This is a genomic window from Aliamphritea spongicola (assembly GCF_017051665.1).
Taxonomy (GTDB): Bacteria; Pseudomonadota; Gammaproteobacteria; order Pseudomonadales; family Balneatricaceae; genus Amphritea; species Amphritea spongicola.
In genome coordinates this window covers 172,298-188,690 of sequence record NZ_JAFIDL010000004.1, presented here as the reverse complement: position 1 = coordinate 188,690, position 16,393 = coordinate 172,298, and the positions used below count along the sequence as shown (strand labels likewise).

Below are 16,393 nucleotides of genomic sequence, written 5' to 3'. Positions count from 1 at the left end.
CCGGTAAAGCTGTCTCTGCTAAGTGCATGTCCATCTATGGACGGTTAAGTGTTGGGCTGAACTGTATAGGATTGAATTTCCGGGGAGTGAATAATGCGTTTTTCTGCGTTGCTTGGCTGTCTGGCCAGTGTTGTTCTGGCCAGCCAGAGTGTTTATGCCAGTCCGGTATGGAAAGTGTCTGACGGTAATGAAACGGTTTATCTTGGCGGTACTATTCATGTGCTGGCAGAAGATGATTATCCGCTACCAGCTGCTTTTCAGCGGGCATATGCAGAGGCAGAAACTGTATTTTTTGAAACCGATATAGATGCTCAGTCAAAGCCGGAATTTGCGCAACAGCTGGTTGCTCTGACCACTTACCCTCAGGGGCAGGGAATTGATTCCCGGCTAAGTCCGGTGGTGCTGCAGAGCCTGTATGATTACTTACAGAGCCGGGGGGCTTCTCTAGAGGCGCTGAAGCGTTTCAGACCGGGTATGCTGGCGATGGTGATGACTAACATTGAGTTAGAGTTTCAGGGCATGTCGGGAGAAGGTGTTGATCAGTTCTATACCGATATAGCAATGCGGGATCAGAAACCAAGAGGGCAACTGGAAACACCGGAAGAGCAGATTCGCTTTATCGCTGCGATGGGCAATGGAAATGAGAACGATTTTATTGAATATGCTCTGAAGGATATGTATCAGATGCGTGAAGATATGCTGGCAATTAAGCGTGCCTGGAGGGTCGGAGACCGACAGGGGCTGCAGGATGTTGCGCTGATTCCGTTTCGTGAAGGCTCGCCGGACGTGTTCGATACACTGATTGTTGAACGGAACAATAACTGGTTGCCACAGATTGAACAGATGTTTTCGTCAGCGGAGGATGAGCTGGTTTTAGTGGGCGTTTTACATCTGGTTGGCCGTGAGGGCCTGCTGCAGCAGTTAGAAAAGAAAGGCTACAGTGTTGAGCAAATGCACTGAGTCACTATTGTCAGATATAAAAAACGGGCCTTTAGTGGCCCGTTGTTATTTTGTGCTCAGACAATTTTCAGCGGCGTTGCTGGGGCATGATAAATGAACTCATCTGTTGCCACTGGCCGTCGCTGCTGCTTGCTGTGAAGTTTATCTTCCGTGGGATCAGCGCAGTATCGGCAGTTGTGGGGGCGCATACCCGGTAATTCAGTTCGTTGCGCTGGCCGGGCTGTAAGTCCAGGCCGGATTTACCTTCCAGGCGTAACAGGCTGTTATCCAGCGTGAGCGCAAAGTCTGTGGCAGTAACCGATACATTTTCAATGATCAGTTTATATTCGTTACATACCTCACCGGCACCGTTGGTGACATACAGGGTCTGGCGGTCGCGAATAACATCCATGATCAGTGCTTCTTTATTCGCAAAAGCCCAGATCAGATAACCACTGATCAGCACAATGGAGGCGATGTAAGCCCAGATACGTGGCCGTAACACCGGGCTGGCCTTGCCCTGTTCCTGATTCTCGGAAACAAAGCGGATCAGGCCGGTTGGTCGGCGCATCCGGGTCATGACGTCATCGCAGGCATCGATACAGGCGCCACAGGTGATACAGTCAGATTGCAGGCCCTGGCGGATATCAATCCCGGTGGGGCAAACGTGCACACAGAGTTTACAGTCAATACAGTCACCGCCTTCATTGCTGCTGCGGTTTTTGTGCCGGGGTTCGCCGCGGTCAACATCATAGCTGATGGTGCGGGTATCAGGGTCAAACATAACGGACTGGAAGCGGGCATAAGGGCACATATGGGCGCATACTTTTTCCCGGACCAGACCGGCATTTACGTACGTCAGCAGGGCAAAAATCAGTATCCAGCTGAACATTTCCAGGCTGAGGTTCAGGCTGATGATATCGCTGGCTATCTCGCGGATAGGGACGAAATAGCCGATAAAGGTCATAGATGTCAGGGTGGCAAACAGTGCCCAGAGACTGTGTTTGGCGATTCGGCGGGTTAATTTACCGGGATTCCAGCCTTTCTTATCATCTTTAATGCGGTTGTTACGGCGGCCTTCGGTAATGGTTTCTATACGGATAAATACCCAGGTCCAGATGCTTTGCGGACAGGCAAAGCCGCACCATACCCGGCTGTAAGCCGAGGCCAGCGCAAACAGTAAGATTGCGCCGATAATCATAAAACCGGCAAGCAGATAAATGTCTTTCGGGCTCAGCAGCATGCCGAAAAGGTGCAGACGGCGGCTGAAGAAATCGAACAGGACAATTTGCTGACCGTCCAGATTAATCCACGCCGTGAGGAAAAACATCAGCATCAGGCTACCGCTGATGGCCCGGCGGATGCGCTGGTAGTGACCTTCCGTGAGACGAACGTAAATCTTGCCGTCGACCTGTTTGGGATCGTGCTGGTGTACCGGAATCTGTTGCATGGCGATGCTCTGAAAAACTCTGTTCAAAAGTATTGGCAGTGCCCCGCATAACGCTTGTGGCGTGTTAGCGGGAACCGGGTCGCAATCAAGAGGGGTGTGTTATCGGTTTTGTTGTCACTTGGTTCTTTGCGAGGATGCTTATAGTAGAGAAAAAATAGAATAAGAACAGATGTAAAAAATAATATATTATTAGGTACAGATTTTGTGTAATCTAGTCTGTGCCTGTAATTTTTATGGAATCTGTACCTATGTTCCTTTATCAAGTGCTTGAGCAACAAATCCGTGAACAGATTGAGAGCGGTCAGCTGGCGTTTGGCAGCCGTTTACCCTCGGTCAGGGCACTGTGTCAGGAGCAGGATCTTTCCAAGGCGACGGTGCTGAATGCCTATGCCCGGCTGGAGGCTGCGGGGCTGATTGAGGCCCGGCCTAAATCCGGATATTTCGTCAGTTATACGACCAGCCGGCTGGAACTGCCTGCGGAAAGTAAACCGGATATGGCCCCGGCATTCATTAGTCTGGATCAGGTTTTGCTGGATATTATGGAGCAAAGTGCCGCATTTGATATTCGTCCAGACGGTAAGTGGGACGAATATAATGAGCCTTTACGCCGTTGTCTGGCCCGGGCTGCCCGTTCGCAAAAAGCGCCTGAGCAACAGTATTACGATGAGCCCGCCGGTTTGTCCGGGTTACGCCAACAACTGGTTCGCCGCTGTGCGGATGCTGGCAGTATGGTTCAGGCGGATGACATTGTTATTTCCGGGGGCTGCCAGCACTCACTGATGCTGGCGCTGATGGCCACCACATCTCCGGGGGATACGGTGGCGGTGGAGTCGCCGGGGTTTTATGGCAGTTTACAGCTGATCGAAGCGCTGGGGCTGAAAGCCGTAGAGGTGCCGTCTTCACCGGCGACCGGGGTCAGTCCGGATGCGCTGGAGCTGGCTATGCAGCACTGGCCAATCAAAGCGGTTTTACTGAGTCCTAACTTTGCGACCCCCACCGGGGCCTGCATGCCTGACAGTCACAAGCAGCGGGTGCTGAGCCTGATCCGCAGCAAGGAAATCGCACTGATTGAGGATGATATCTATGGCGACCTGACCTTTGGCCTGCAGCGCCCAAGGAGTATCCATTCCTATGATCAGGAAATGGGCAGCAGCGGGCTGGTGCTGCTGTGTTCTTCTTTTTCAAAGAGTTTATCCAGAGATTTACGCTTAGGCTGGATTTTACCGGGCCGCTATAAAGATAAGGTAAAGCGGCTGAAGCTGGTGACACAGCTGGCCAGCAGTCAGCTAACTCAGCAGGGGGTACGAATGTTTCTGGAATCCGGCAGCTACGACCGCTTTCTGCGTAAGCGGCGTCAGCAGTTGGCAGAACAGTGCCAGCAGCTACAGGATTTATTAGCCCGTCTGTTTCCACAGGCAACCGGTTGCAGTAAACCGCTGGGGGGAATCGCTCTCTGGCTGGAACTGCCGGAACATGTGGATACCCTGGCGCTTTACAATCAGGCCCGTAAGCGGGGCATCATTATTACCCCGGGCAGTCTGTTCACTTCTCAGCAGCGTTACCAGAACTGTTTACGAATCGGTTTTGCCCAGCCCTGGAGTCCGGCAAGAATCGCGGCGCTGGAAGAGGTCGCCCAGCTACTCGCAAGCGAATAAAAATTCCCCGGGACGTCCTACATGTCGCGGAGGGTTATTGTATAATGCGGGCATATTATCCATGCCCGCCAAAGGACAGCTGTGAAATACAGTTCTCCGGTTATACAGAAGAGCCTCTATGACTAGCCTGACGATCCAAACCCCTGATGACTGGCATCTGCACCTGCGTGATGCTGACATGCTGCCTGAAACTGTACCGGCAACAGCCCGTTGCTTTCAGCGCGCGATTATCATGCCGAACCTGGTACCGCCGGTAACCAATGTTGATATGGCGATGGCATACAAGCAGCGGATTCTGGGTGCCCGTCCGGAAGGAAGTACTTTTGAGCCGCTGGTTACCCTGTTCCTGACCAACGCAACCTCTGCTCAGGATATTATTGATGCCAAAGCGGCCGGTGTAGTCGCTGCCAAACTGTATCCGGCGGGCGCGACAACTAACTCCGCTGCAGCGGTCAGCCAGCTGGAAGCTATGTATCCGGTGTTTGAGGTAATGGCTGAGCAGGGCATGTTATTGCTGGTGCACGGTGAGGTGACTGATCATCACATTGATATTTTCGACCGTGAGAAAATGTTCATTGATCAGAAACTGCAGCATATTGTGGCGCGTTTCCCTGAGCTGAAAGTTGTCTTTGAGCACATCACTACTGCAGATGCGGCAGCTTTTGTAGCCGGTGCATCTGACAATGTGGCAGCAACGATTACGCCACAGCACCTGCTGCTGAACCGTAATGATCTGCTGGTGGGCGGTGTCCGTCCGCACAACTTCTGTCTGCCGGTTCTCAAGCGTAATACCCATCAGCTGGCGTTACAGGATGCGGTTAAGTCCGGGTCTGCAAAGTTCTTCCTGGGGACTGACTCTGCGCCCCATGCGAAAGAAGCGAAAGAAAGTGCCTGCGGTTGTGCCGGTTGTTACAGTGCCTGGAGCGCTATTGAGCTTTATGCACAGGTGTTCGAAGACATTGGCGCACTGGATAAGCTGGAAGCATTTGCCAGCCACCATGGTGCAGACTTTTATGGGCTGCCACGCAATGCCGGCAGCATAACTCTGGTGCAGGAAGAGTGGCAGGTGCCGGCGGAGATCATTCTGCCGAACGGCAAGCCGATTGTACCTTTCTATGCCGGTGAAACACTGCGCTGGAAAGTTCAGGCTTAAACCGGACCGGAGACCGACTGATGAGCAGCAATGTGCTGATTATTTATACCGGTGGCACCATTGGCATGCAGATGTCGGACGATGGTTATGTGCCGGTTGCAGGGTTTGAAGCGTTATTACGCGAACGGCTGAATGCCGGTGCAGCTATGCAGCTGCCGAACTTTGAAGTGCTGGAGTTTGAGCACCTTATCGACAGTTCAAACCTGCAGCCCCAACACTGGAATAAAATTGCCGCTGAGTTACAGGCGAACTGGGACCGCTATGACGGTTTCATCGTTCTGCATGGCACCGATACGATGGCCTACAGTGCTTCGGCTTTGTCGTACATGATGCAGGGGCTTGATAAGCCGGTTATCTTTACCGGTTCCCAGATTCCTCTGACTGAGTTACGTAATGATGCACTGGATAACCTGCTGACAGCGCTGATTCTGGCGGGAAATTATCCGCTGAATGAAGTCAGTGTATTTTTCAATGGCCGGCTGTTACGGGGTAACCGCAGCAGTAAGCTGAAAAGTACCGGCTTTGATGCCTTCGATTCGCCGAATTTCCCATGGCTGGGGCAGGCGGGTATTCACATTGATTTACATCGTCATCTGCTTTTATCCAAGCGTGAACAGCGGTTTACCAATCCGGAATTTGCTGAAGATACTGTTCGGGTATTGCCGGTATATCCCGGTATCAGCGCGGCAGTTGCCCGGGATCTGCTGGCACCTGAACATGTTAAAGGCCTGATTATGATCAGTTACGGGGTAGGTAATCCGCCGGATGCCAATACTGAACTGATGGATATTCTGGCTGAGGCAACTGCACGGGGTGTGGTCATCGTTAACCTGACTCACTGCCTGCAGGGCCGGGTCAGCCAGGGAGCGTATGCAACCGGTCAGACGCTGAATAAAATTGGTGTGTTACCGGGCAGTGATCTGACGCTGGAAGCCGCTTTCACTAAATTACATTTCCTGCTGGCAACTGAGCCGTCAACTGATGATGTTCGTCGCCTGATGGCAGAGTCTGTGTGCGGTGAGTTATCCGGCTGAAGCGTGCCGCAAATGAGTCTGTAGAGTGGTTAAACGGCAGTATGATGAATAATCCAGCGGACCACCCCGGAAGGGGCGCGGAGAGAACGCTGATCGGTAATATTGCCGATCTGACGGCTGTCCGCGATACCGAGCATCTTGAGTTCAGCCTGCTGAAATCGCTTCACCAGCTTCTGCAGCCTCAGGATCTGATTCTGTATAAACGTCACAATGATGGTCATTTGCTGGCTGAGATGCGTTATACCGCTGATGGCGGTGACGTGCAGATTGACGGGCTGACCGTGCCAGAAATTATTGACCAGGCTGATTTTACTGTCAGTAACCGGTATGCCGAAGCGCATGTGGATTATGCCCTGAACCTGTTCAGCCTGTTTGAGTCGCGTTTTTATCAGGTATATCTGCTGGTGCAGACCGAGAGTGAGCTGTCCGGCTACCACAGTGATCTGATTACGGGTCTGATGGATATTTACAGTAACTTTTGTAATTTACTGGAAGATGCTCAGAAAGATCAGCTGACCGGGCTCGCTAACCGTAACAGTTTCGATAAATATATTAAGAAGATTTATCAGCAGGTCAGCCAGTACAGTGACCTGGAAACCGGCACCGGCGGTGCCGGTAAAGCGCCGGTATACTGGATGGCGTTGCTGGATGTCGATCACTTTAAAAACATCAATGATAACTTCGGCCACCTGTATGGTGATGAAGTATTAGTGCTGCTTGCACAAACCATGCAACACAAACTGCGCCGTAATGACATGCTGTTCCGTTATGGCGGAGAAGAGTTTGTGCTGGTGGCGGAGTGCGGCGATGAGCACGGTGCCCGGGAAATGTTCGAGCGTCTGCGCAGTGCTGTGGAGCAACGGAATTTCCCGCAGCTGGGGACGGTAACGGTGAGTATAGGTGTTACCCGTATTTCGCCAAAGATCATGCCGGTTACCCTGCTTGAATATGCCGATCAGGCGCTGTATCACAGTAAAGACAGCGGGCGCAATCAGGTAACCTTCTATGGGGATATGGAATCCTCCGGTGGTCTGAAAGTAGCAGGCGGTGAAGTCGAACTGTTTTAGGCGGCATAATTGCCCGGGTAAAAGGTAGAGGGAGAAACCATAATGATAACTGGCGGATGTTTATGCGGTGCTGTTAAGTATCGTCTGATGGGGCCTTTGGGTGACATTGTGCATTGTCATTGTGAGACGTGCCGTAAAACCCACAGCAGTGCATTTTCCAGTGTTGCAGCTGTTGCCGATACGGATTTTCAGTTACTTGAAGGGGCTGGAAAACTGAGCCACTTTGAGTCTTCTCCCGGTAAATTACGCTGGTTTTGTCAGAGCTGTAGCAGCCATATTTATGCCAAACGGGAGGGCGCTGCTCATGTAATCCTGCGTCTTGGCAGCCTGGATAATGACAGCCTCAATGCAGGAAATACTCCTCGTGAACGCAGCCACATCTGGACATCTCAGCAGGCCGGCTGGTATCAGAATGATACTGAACTACCGGTTTACGATGAAGCTGAACCAGTAGCAGGCAGGTAATCCGATGATCGTAATTTCTAACGCAGTCAGTCTGCATGATGATGAAGTGGAACTGTCCGGTATTCGTGCTCAGGGGGCAGGTGGTCAGAATGTAAATAAGGTTTCCAGTGCGATTCATCTGCGTTTTGATATTGCTGCATCATCATTGCCAGAGTTTTACAAGGAGCGTTTACTGGCGCTCAAAGACCGCCGGATCAGCAAGGACGGTGTGATTGTTATTAAGGCGCAGCAGCATCGCAGTCAGGACCTGAACCGTGAAGATGCCATCCAGCGCTTGGTGGAACTGATCCGCACGGTTACAGTCGTACAGAAGGTACGGCGGCCAACTAAACCGACAAAAGGCTCCCAGCGCCGGCGGCTGGACGGTAAAAAGCAGCGGGGGGCCACCAAGGCTTTACGGGGCAGGGTAGCGGACTAAATTTCACTTGTATGTGTTATGTTATGTTGTAACAATTGTGTTTCTTAGATACATAAAGCCCGTATCTGATTTATTATTCCGCCACGGAGCATAAAGCGTTATGAAAATGGGATTACAGCAAATACTGATAAAAGATGTCGCCGATAAGCAGCTGTTAGCAATCTGTAGCCGTTTAGCGCCGGAAAAACAGGTACGGCAGCGAACGTCCCGGGCATTATTGTTTACATCAGTTTTGCTGGCCAGCAGCATGGCGTCAACTGCCAGCCAGGCAGGGGATGATCAAGGGTTTGAACGCCAACTGGGCAGCCATCAGCACGGTGAAGCGCACCTGGATATTGCCCTTGATGGCAATGAGTTAGTACTGAGTTTTACGTCACCTGCAGCAAACATTGTGGGGTTTGAATACGAACCTAAAACAGACAAAGAGCGTCAGAAAGTCAGTGATGCCAAGCAGTTTTTGCTGGATGCAGAATCCTGGTTAGGGGTTCCTGCGTCGGCCGGTTGCACGTTAAAGGAAGCAACATTTACAGCGTCTGCTGAAGATCATGACGATCATGACCATGAGAAGCACGACGATCATGACCATGAGAAGCACGACGACCATGATCATGACAAGCATGAAGATCATGACCATGAGAAGCACGATGACCATGATCATGAGAAACATGATGACCATGACCATGAAAAGCATGAAGACCATGACCATGAGAAGCACGACGACCATGATCATGAAAAGCATGACGACCATGAACATGATGATCATGGCCACAATGAAACACACAGTGACTGGCAGTTAGAGTATCATCTGGAATGTTCTGACGGTCAGGCGGTCACATACCTTGATGTTGGATTATTTACGGTATATCCGGCACTGGAAAATATTCGGGTACAGGCTGTTGGTGCCCAGCGACAGAGTTTACAGACACTGACACCGCAGGATTCAAGGTTTGAATTCTGAGTTGTAAGGGTGAGACAAAATTCGGTCAGTTAATACTGGCCGTTTTTTTTGATTACGGATGAGATTCAGAGTAAGTATATGATCCTGACACTGAAAGATATCTGCTTTGGCTGGCCGGGCCAGCCGGTTCTGATTGATATCAAGCATTTTGCGATATCCCGGGGTGAGAAAGTATTTCTGCACGGGCCATCCGGTAGTGGTAAAAGCACATTACTTAACCTTATCAGCGGTATTCAGCAGCCTCAGACGGGCAGTGTCAGGGTGTTGGATACATCCACCGGTACGCTGAACAGCCGTCAGCGTGACAGTTTCAGAGCAGATCATCTTGGGCTTATTTTTCAGCAGTTTAATCTTTTACCGTACTTGTCTGTGCAGGAAAATGTCCTGTTGCCCTGCGGGTTCTCAGCGTTGCGGAAAAAGCGGGTTATCGATACCTATGGCAGTGAAGCTGCCGGAGCCGCAGCGTTACTTGAGCGGCTTGGGCTGGGTGATCTGATGGACAGAGAAGTCGCTCAACTGAGTATCGGGCAGCAGCAGCGGGTTGCCGCAGCACGGGCACTGATCGGTGAACCGGAGCTTATCATCGCTGATGAACCTACTTCAGCACTGGATGGCGACAGCCGTGCCCGGTTTATTGAATTACTGGCCGAACAGTGTGAAGCCAGTCACAGCAGTCTGCTGTTCGTCAGTCATGATTTATCACTGGCCGGTCAGTTTGACCGCAGTATGTCACTTGCTCAGCTGAATAACGGAGGGGTGTACTGATGTTGTTATTCCGTATTGCAGCGAAGAGTTTGCTTAACCGACGTACCTCAGTTGTGCTGACAATCATCTCAATAGCCGTCAGCGTTGCATTATTACTGGGGGTCGAGAAGGTACGTGATCAGGCGAAACAGAGTTTTGCCAATACCATTTCCGGTACAGATCTGATCGTCGGTGCCCGCTCTGGATCTGTGCAGCTGTTGCTGTACTCCGTATTTCGTATCGGGGATGCCAGTAACAATATTACCTGGCAAAGTTATCAGGACATTGCCGGGCATTCCCGGGTCGCCTGGACCATTCCCATTTCACTGGGAGATTCCCACCGGGGCTATCGGGTGGTGGGAACCAATACCGATTACTTTAAACATTATAAATACGGCCGTAAGCAACCGCTGGTATTTACCGAAGGTCAGCAGTTCAGTGCACTGCATGATGTTGTACTGGGGGCGGAAGTGGCGGCGAAGCTGGGTTACCAGATGGGTGATGAGCTAGTGGTTGCCCATGGTACGGGTAATGCCAGTTTTGCCAAGCATGAAGATCAGCCATTTAAGGTCAGCGGGATTCTTGCGCCGACCGGTACACCGGTAGACCGGGCTCTGTATGTCAGCCTTGAAGCCATTGAAGCGATTCATGTGGATTGGCAGTCCGGTACCTATTTGCCGGGTTCCGGGGGAACAGAACCTCTTGAGGCCAGAGACCTTCAGCCACAGGCGATTACGGCTATTATGGTTGGTCTGAAATCCAAAGTGGCAACCTTTCAGCTACAGAGAGCAGTTAATAATTACCGTAAAGAACCCTTACTGGCGATACTTCCCGGTGTGGCGTTACAGGAATTGTGGGGCATGCTGAATGTGGCGGAAAATGCCATGCTGGTGATCTCTGCCTGTGTTGTATTTTCAGGACTGTTTGGCATGCTGACCGTATTATTAAGCGGATTAAATGAACGTCGGCGGGAAATGGCGATCTTACGTTCAGTGGGTGCGCGTCCGGCGCACATTTACTGTTTGCTGGTGATGGAAACCTGCCTGCTGACTGTACTGGGAATACTGCTGGGGACCGGTTTGTTATTTCTTGCGCTGGCGGCGGGGCTGAACTTTCTGGAAACCGAGTTCGGCCTGTATCTGCAGCTGACCTGGCTTAGCTTGCATGAACTGGGCTTGCTGGGGATAATTTTTATCGCCGGTCTGTGTACTGGTCTGATACCTGGCTACCGGGCGTACCGTTATTCGCTGGCAGATGGTATGACAATCCGTATTTAACCGTTGTGGAGAAAATAAGTGTTTAAATTCTGTGTGTCCGGGTTATTGGCACTGTTACTGTCGGTATCGTTACCGCTAACAGCAAGTGCTGCAAACACTTTTAACGGCGAGCCGGTGGAAGAGCTTGACTGGGAAATGCTGATGCCGGCGGATTACAACATCGAAGCAATCTTTGCCGCGACAGCCAATCAGTACAGTACGCTTGATGATTTTGACCCGTTAGCAGAAATTAAATTTAAAGCCCTGATGGAATCCCTGGCATCTGCGCCGGTAGTACCTGAAATGGACGGTAAAATGATCCGGATTCCCGGCTTTGTTGTGCCGCTCAGTGAAGAGGGTACCCGGGTAACAGAGTTTTTTCTGGTGCCGTTCTTTGGCGCCTGTATTCATGTTCCGCCGCCACCGTCCAACCAGATGATTCATGTTGAATTCGAGCCGGGTACCAATGTGGAAAACCTGTATGATGCGGTTTGGGTCACCGGTAAACTGAAGATCGCCACCGTAGCCCATGATCTGGGCACAGCCGGTTACGTAATGGATGCTTTCCAGATCGAGCCTTATGAAGAAGGCTGATCAGCTTTCGTTTGAGGCTAACTGCGAAGCCAGTTTTTCTTTATACAGTGCTAACTGTTTCTTCTGATAATTACGGGCATTCTGGCTGATCTTGCCGGTTTCGCCCGTAGTCATCCAGCGTTTGATACGGCCTGCATCCCCGATCGGGGTGCGTTTGCCGTATGAATTCAGCAAGACCATTGCAACCTTCTCACCTTCCACTTCTGTCACCATGACCAGACAGCGGCCTGCAATGTCCAGATAGCCGGTTTTGGTGATATCAATGGGCCAGCTGCTGCGGTGTACCAGCGGGTTGGTATTGCCGTAGCCCAGCCGGTAGCGGGGGCCTTTGAAGTTAGCGGTGAACTGGCCGGTGGTACTGAATTCACGCAGCTTCGGATATTTGGCAGCCGCCAGTGCCATCTTTGCCAGATCTTTTGCTGTGGATACGTTATCCGGAGACAGACCACTTGAGTCGGCAAAGCGGGTTTTCGTCATACCTAAGCTGTCAGCTTTATCATTCATCGCCTGAATAAACGCCTTACTGCCGCCCGGATAGTTAGTGGCAAGGCTCATAGATGCAAAGTTTTCAGACGACATAAGCGCAATTCGCAGTGCGTCTTTACGGCGCAGGCGGGAATCAATACGGATCCGGCTGTAATAATTGTTGATGGCTTCTTTATCGGCTTTGGTAAACGTAATGTACTCGTTGAGATCCTGTTCGGCATCGAGAATGACCATGGCGGTCATAATCTTGGTGACCGAGGCGATCGGTACGATCATGTCGGCGTTTTTTAACAGCACAGGATCAGATTCATTTTCGGTGGCAACAGCAACGCTGACAGAGGCTAGTTGTGGGAGTTTTTCGGAGGAGGGCTGGGAGCCAGCCTGGATGCAGGCACTGAAAAAGAGAATCGTCAGAATAAGTGCTGATCGCATAGTTATAGCCTTTGTACACGTGTTAGAAGTTGTTATTGCACGAGGTGCAGTATTAATGCACTGATGTAAAAAGAAAAACCATACACCTCTAAATATACCCAGTTTGGTGAATAAGGAAAGGTTTTATTAGGTTTTTGTACAGTATTGACGTGTTTCAACCTCCATAGTTTCAGTTTGGTTTCTGTGCTGAGCGGTCAGACCGGTCGGTAATTTTTTCAGAATTTACACACTTATTTGCGTAACATTGCCGGTTTTACTGCGCGAGTTTACGGAGCATTATCAGTGGAACAGATCGTCCCGTTAATTTTAGAGTCCGGCCGGACCGCCATTGATATGGCGCTTTATCTGTTAATGCCTGTAATGGTTGTTATGCTGGCGCTGATGAAGTTGCTGGAAGCCAAGGGGGTACTGGCCTTTGTGGCGAACAGACTGTCACCGCTGTTAAAGCTTTTCGGTATTCCCGGGATGGGCGTATTTGCCATCGTCAAAATTCTGTTTGTCAGTTTTTCAGCCCCGGTTGCTACCCTGGCCGTGATGGATAAAGACGGCACCGCCCGGCGTTCCATTGCAGCAACGCTGGCGGCGGTGCTGACACTTTCCCAGGCGAATGTCGTATTCCCGCTTGCAGCGGTTGGGCTGGATCTGGGCATGATGATGCTGACGTCGGTCATTGGCGGGCTGGTGGCAGCCAGTGCCACGTACTACTGGTTTGCCAGGCAGCCGGTTTGGCAAGACGGGAATCAGGAAGATCAGTCGGTGGAAGCCGCCCGGAAAACACCGAAAAGTATCATGCAGATTATGTCTGATGGTGGTCAGGAAGGTATCAAGATTGTCATCAGCTCAATTCCGTTACTGATACTGGCAATCTTACTGGTGAATGTACTGAAGCTCACCGGCGCCATAGAGGGAATCACCTGGTTGTTGTCTCCCTTACTGGAATTACTGGCATTGCCGGAAGCCGCCGTGCTGCCAATCGTGACCAAGTTCATTGCCGGCGGAACAGCCATGATGGGGGTGACCCTGGACCTGCTGGATCAGGGATTGCTGACTGTTACGGATCTTAACCGTATCGCCGGTTTTGCCATTAACCCCTTTGATGTGGTGGGTGTAGCAATCATCATTTCTGCCGGTGCCCGTGTCCGGCAGGTGGCTAAAGCCGCCATCATGGGAGCAACGGTGGGTGTCCTGGTCAGGGGGGTGCTACATTTGCTGATCTTCTGAGCAGTAAAGGAAAGGTGCATCATGGGCCAGGTGTATTCAGGTCAGTGTCATTGCGGTGCTGTGAAGTTTGAGGTGAATACGGATCTGCAGCCTGTCGTTCGCTGTAACTGTTCACTGTGCCGTCGCAAGGGTGCGCTGATGCACCGTACCGAACAGGAAAACTTCACCCTGCTAAAAGGTGCTGAAAACCTTGGCTGTTACCAGTTTCATACCCATAAGGCGGAACACTACTTCTGTAAAACCTGTGGAATTTATACTCATCACAGACCACGTATGAATCCGGCGCTGGTTGGCGTGAATGTGGGCTGCCTGGACGGCGTCGACAGCGCGTTGTTGCCGGACGCGGAACTGATTGACGGTGCTTCATTCGACTAGCCGTTCCGGCTGGTTGTTTGACGGGGCACAGGTGCGGTGATTGCCGCAGTCTTTTCCGGGCTCACTTAATTTGTATCAGTATCTGGCCTGATTACAGACTTTTCTCCGGCCGTTAACTTACTGACGGTTTAAAAATTGAAAAAAACTGGGTAGCGACTGCTGCCGGGTGTACACTTTTTTGCTGAATTCAAAATAAGAACCTTTAAAAGAAACGAAGTGTGTATATAGATTCCAAACTGCCGAACGTCGGTACTACTATCTTTACCCGGATGTCGCAACTGGCGGCAGAAAAGGGTGCAATCAATCTTTCCCAGGGCTTTCCGGATTTTGACTGCCCGGATGAATTACGCGAGCGGGTGAACTTTTATTTGCGTCAGGGGCTGAATCAGTATGCGCCGATGACCGGTGCGCCTTCTTTACGGCAGGCCATCGCCGGTAAAGTGCAGCGCTGTTACGGGGTACTGCCCTGTGCGGAGACAGAAATCACTGTCACCAGCGGTGCAACTGAAGCTATTTTTGCGGCGATCAGTGCTGTTGTCAGACCCGGAGATGAAGTCATTGTCTTTGACCCTGCGTATGACAGTTATGAGCCTGCTGTTGAACTGAACGGTGGCACGACGGTGCACTTACAGCTCAACAGCGAAGACTTCAGCCTGCCGCTGGAATCACTGGGGCGGGCGATTAATGACCGTACCCGAATGGTGATTATTAATTCACCCCATAATCCAAGCGGCGCGGTGCTCACTCAGGCAGAGCTGGACGGGCTGGAAGCCCTGTTGGCCGGCACTGACATACTGTTACTCAGTGATGAAGTCTATGAACATATTTATTTTACCGGCCATCAGCATCACAGTGTGCTGACCCGGTCGGCTCTGGCTGCGCGCAGTTTTGTGGTGTCTTCATTTGGCAAAACCCTGCATACCACCGGTTGGAAATTGGGGTACTGTGTGGCGCCGGCTGAACTGAGTAAAGAATTGCGTAAGGTGCATCAGTATCTGACCTTCAGTTCGGTGCATCCTATGCAATGTGCGGTGGCCGATTACCTACAGGCACAGCCGGAACATTACCTGCAGTTGCCGGCGTTTTATGAGGCCAAACGTGATCTGTTCTGCTCACTGATGAAACAGAGCCGGTTTACCTTTACGGAGACTGCGGGCACCTATTTTCAGCTGATGGATTATTCAGCGATTGATAATCAGCGTGATGATGTTGAGTTTGCTGACTGGCTGACAGAGCAAGGCGTAGCGGCGATTCCTGTTTCGGTGTTTTATCAGCAACCACCGGCGCAGAAACTTATCCGTTTCTGTTTTGCCAAAGAAGACAATACCCTTGAGAAGGCTGCGGAAATATTATGCAAAATCTAGTTCAGGAAGAATTGACGGTGGTGTTGGTTCAGCCGGATATCAAATGGCAGAACCCTGTACAGAACTGTGACATGTATGCTCGCTTGCTGGATGAGCATTCAGCCAGTGCGGATGTGATCGTGTTGCCGGAAATGTTTGCCACCGGCTTTTCGATGGACAGTCGTAAGGCTGCTCAGACAATGGACGGTGATACCATTGTCTGGATGAAAGAGCAGGCTGCACAGCGTGATGCAGCAATCACTGGCAGCCTGGCAATTATCGAAAACGGTGAATACTACAACCGGATGCTGTGGGTGGAACCGGACGGCAAAGTGCTGCACTACGATAAACGGCATCTGTTCCGGATGGCCGGTGAGCATGAACGCTATCAGAGCGGCCAGGAACGGGTGATCGTTAATTTCCGTGGCTGGGATATCTTACTGCAGGTTTGTTATGACCTGCGCTTCCCGGTCTATTCACGTAACCGCAATGATTATGATCTGGCGCTGTATGTGGCTAATTGGCCGGCTGTCCGCCGCTATCCGTGGCGCACGTTGCTGGCGGCCCGGGCAATTGAAAACCTTTGCTATGTTGCCGGTGTTAACCGGGTAGGGACGGATGCTAACGAACTGGAATACAGTGGCGACAGCATGCTGCTGGATTTTAAAGGTGAAGTGCTGTGTGATTACATGCAGGGCAAGGTGTTCTGCGCCAGTAATACCTTATCAAAAAGTGATTTACTGGCGTTTCGTGAACAATTTCCTGCTTATCAGGATGCGGACGACTTCAGTCTGAACCTGTAA

Annotated in this window: 17 protein-coding genes; 15 read left to right on the top strand and 2 right to left on the bottom strand. The window is 51.2% G+C overall.

Annotated features, from left to right (window positions below):
• The first annotated feature begins 93 nt into the window (after positions 1 to 93).
• Positions 94 to 960 carry a TraB/GumN family protein gene (locus tag JYB63_RS14325; RefSeq protein ID WP_205658576.1) on the top strand — a complete coding sequence of 289 codons (867 nt, stop codon included), beginning with the start codon at positions 94 to 96 and terminating at the stop codon, positions 958 to 960.
• Between the two features lie 67 nt (positions 961 to 1,027).
• On the opposite strand, the gene ccoG is transcribed toward JYB63_RS14325, so the two are convergent.
• Positions 1,028 to 2,416 carry a cytochrome c oxidase accessory protein CcoG gene (ccoG, locus tag JYB63_RS14320; RefSeq protein ID WP_205658575.1) on the bottom strand — a complete coding sequence of 463 codons (1,389 nt, stop codon included), beginning with the start codon at positions 2,414 to 2,416 and terminating at the stop codon, positions 1,028 to 1,030.
• A gap of 221 nt (positions 2,417 to 2,637) precedes the next feature.
• On the opposite strand from ccoG, the gene JYB63_RS14315 reads away from it, so the two are divergent.
• The 10 genes from JYB63_RS14315 (at position 2,638) to JYB63_RS14270 (ending at position 11,733) form a co-directional block, all read left to right on the top strand.
• Complete coding sequence (locus tag JYB63_RS14315; RefSeq protein ID WP_243431995.1) at positions 2,638 to 4,044, top strand: aminotransferase-like domain-containing protein; 1,407 nt, start codon at positions 2,638 to 2,640, stop codon at positions 4,042 to 4,044.
• A 118-nt stretch (positions 4,045 to 4,162) separates the two neighbouring features.
• Entirely contained in the window at positions 4,163 to 5,197 is a 1,035-nt protein-coding gene (pyrC, locus tag JYB63_RS14310; protein WP_205658573.1) for a dihydroorotase, read from the top strand.
• A gap of 20 nt (positions 5,198 to 5,217) precedes the next feature.
• Positions 5,218 to 6,231, top strand: coding sequence for an asparaginase (gene ansA / locus JYB63_RS14305; protein ID WP_205658572.1), 1,014 nt, complete (start codon positions 5,218 to 5,220; stop codon positions 6,229 to 6,231).
• 41 nt (positions 6,232 to 6,272) lie between these two features.
• Positions 6,273 to 7,298, top strand: coding sequence for a GGDEF domain-containing protein (locus tag JYB63_RS14300; protein WP_205658571.1), 1,026 nt, complete (start codon positions 6,273 to 6,275; stop codon positions 7,296 to 7,298).
• Between the two features lie 42 nt (positions 7,299 to 7,340).
• Entirely contained in the window at positions 7,341 to 7,763 is a 423-nt protein-coding gene (locus JYB63_RS14295) for a GFA family protein (RefSeq protein WP_205658570.1), read from the top strand.
• Between the two features lie 4 nt (positions 7,764 to 7,767).
• A complete protein-coding gene (arfB, locus tag JYB63_RS14290; protein WP_205658569.1) occupies positions 7,768 to 8,181 on the top strand; it encodes an alternative ribosome rescue aminoacyl-tRNA hydrolase ArfB in 414 nt (137 codons plus the stop codon).
• Positions 8,182 to 8,281: 100 nt separating this feature from the next.
• Positions 8,282 to 9,139, top strand: coding sequence for a zinc uptake protein ZrgA (zrgA, locus tag JYB63_RS14285; RefSeq protein WP_205658568.1), 858 nt, complete (start codon positions 8,282 to 8,284; stop codon positions 9,137 to 9,139).
• A 78-nt stretch (positions 9,140 to 9,217) separates the two neighbouring features.
• Positions 9,218 to 9,904, top strand: a complete 687-nt coding sequence (locus JYB63_RS14280) for an ABC transporter ATP-binding protein (protein ID WP_205658567.1) — start codon at positions 9,218 to 9,220, stop codon at positions 9,902 to 9,904.
• Positions 9,904 to 11,160 carry an ABC transporter permease gene (locus tag JYB63_RS14275; RefSeq protein ID WP_205658566.1) on the top strand — a complete coding sequence of 419 codons (1,257 nt, stop codon included), beginning with the start codon at positions 9,904 to 9,906 and terminating at the stop codon, positions 11,158 to 11,160. The genes JYB63_RS14280 and JYB63_RS14275 overlap by 1 nt, the downstream gene beginning before the upstream one ends.
• Positions 11,161 to 11,178: 18 nt before the next feature.
• Positions 11,179 to 11,733 carry a DUF3299 domain-containing protein gene (locus tag JYB63_RS14270; protein ID WP_336510889.1) on the top strand — a complete coding sequence of 185 codons (555 nt, stop codon included), beginning with the start codon at positions 11,179 to 11,181 and terminating at the stop codon, positions 11,731 to 11,733.
• On the opposite strand, the gene pbpG is transcribed toward JYB63_RS14270, so the two are convergent.
• Complete coding sequence (pbpG, locus tag JYB63_RS14265) at positions 11,734 to 12,651, bottom strand: D-alanyl-D-alanine endopeptidase (protein ID WP_205658565.1); 918 nt, start codon at positions 12,649 to 12,651, stop codon at positions 11,734 to 11,736. It lies immediately after the preceding gene.
• Between the two features lie 282 nt (positions 12,652 to 12,933).
• On the opposite strand from pbpG, the gene JYB63_RS14260 reads away from it, so the two are divergent.
• The 4 genes from JYB63_RS14260 to JYB63_RS14245 all read left to right on the top strand — a co-directional run bounded on the left by JYB63_RS14260 (position 12,934) and on the right by JYB63_RS14245 (position 16,393).
• Positions 12,934 to 13,872 carry a nucleoside recognition family protein gene (locus JYB63_RS14260; RefSeq protein ID WP_205658564.1) on the top strand — a complete coding sequence of 313 codons (939 nt, stop codon included), beginning with the start codon at positions 12,934 to 12,936 and terminating at the stop codon, positions 13,870 to 13,872.
• Positions 13,873 to 13,893: 21 nt separating this feature from the next.
• The gene (locus JYB63_RS14255; RefSeq protein ID WP_205658563.1) at positions 13,894 to 14,247 is read left to right on the top strand and encodes a GFA family protein; all 354 of its coding nucleotides are present in this window, start codon (positions 13,894 to 13,896) and stop codon (positions 14,245 to 14,247) included.
• Between the two features lie 218 nt (positions 14,248 to 14,465).
• A complete protein-coding gene (locus JYB63_RS14250; protein WP_205658562.1) occupies positions 14,466 to 15,611 on the top strand; it encodes a methionine aminotransferase in 1,146 nt (381 codons plus the stop codon).
• Complete coding sequence (locus tag JYB63_RS14245; RefSeq protein ID WP_205658561.1) at positions 15,599 to 16,393, top strand: amidohydrolase; 795 nt, start codon at positions 15,599 to 15,601, stop codon at positions 16,391 to 16,393. Before JYB63_RS14250 ends, JYB63_RS14245 begins: the two co-directional genes overlap by 13 nt.

Excerpts from the sequence above, each read along its gene's own strand:
- JYB63_RS14325 (WP_205658576.1), top strand. The coding sequence starts at position 94 with ATGCGTTTTTCTGCGTTGCTTGGCTGTCTGGCCAGTGTTGTTCTGGCC.
- JYB63_RS14315 (WP_243431995.1), top strand. The coding sequence starts at position 2,638 with ATGTTCCTTTATCAAGTGCTTGAGCAACAAATCCGTGAACAGATTGAG.
- pyrC (WP_205658573.1), top strand. The coding sequence starts at position 4,163 with ATGACTAGCCTGACGATCCAAACCCCTGATGACTGGCATCTGCACCTG.
- ansA (WP_205658572.1), top strand. The coding sequence starts at position 5,218 with ATGAGCAGCAATGTGCTGATTATTTATACCGGTGGCACCATTGGCATG.
- JYB63_RS14300 (WP_205658571.1), top strand. The coding sequence starts at position 6,273 with ATGATGAATAATCCAGCGGACCACCCCGGAAGGGGCGCGGAGAGAACG.
- JYB63_RS14295 (WP_205658570.1), top strand. The coding sequence starts at position 7,341 with ATGATAACTGGCGGATGTTTATGCGGTGCTGTTAAGTATCGTCTGATG.
- arfB (WP_205658569.1), top strand. The coding sequence starts at position 7,768 with ATGATCGTAATTTCTAACGCAGTCAGTCTGCATGATGATGAAGTGGAA.
- zrgA (WP_205658568.1), top strand. The coding sequence starts at position 8,282 with ATGAAAATGGGATTACAGCAAATACTGATAAAAGATGTCGCCGATAAG.
- JYB63_RS14280 (WP_205658567.1), top strand. The coding sequence starts at position 9,218 with ATGATCCTGACACTGAAAGATATCTGCTTTGGCTGGCCGGGCCAGCCG.
- JYB63_RS14275 (WP_205658566.1), top strand. The coding sequence starts at position 9,904 with ATGTTGTTATTCCGTATTGCAGCGAAGAGTTTGCTTAACCGACGTACC.
- pbpG (WP_205658565.1), bottom strand. The coding sequence starts at position 12,651 with ATGCGATCAGCACTTATTCTGACGATTCTCTTTTTCAGTGCCTGCATC.
- JYB63_RS14255 (WP_205658563.1), top strand. The coding sequence starts at position 13,894 with ATGGGCCAGGTGTATTCAGGTCAGTGTCATTGCGGTGCTGTGAAGTTT.
- JYB63_RS14245 (WP_205658561.1), top strand. The coding sequence starts at position 15,599 with ATGCAAAATCTAGTTCAGGAAGAATTGACGGTGGTGTTGGTTCAGCCG.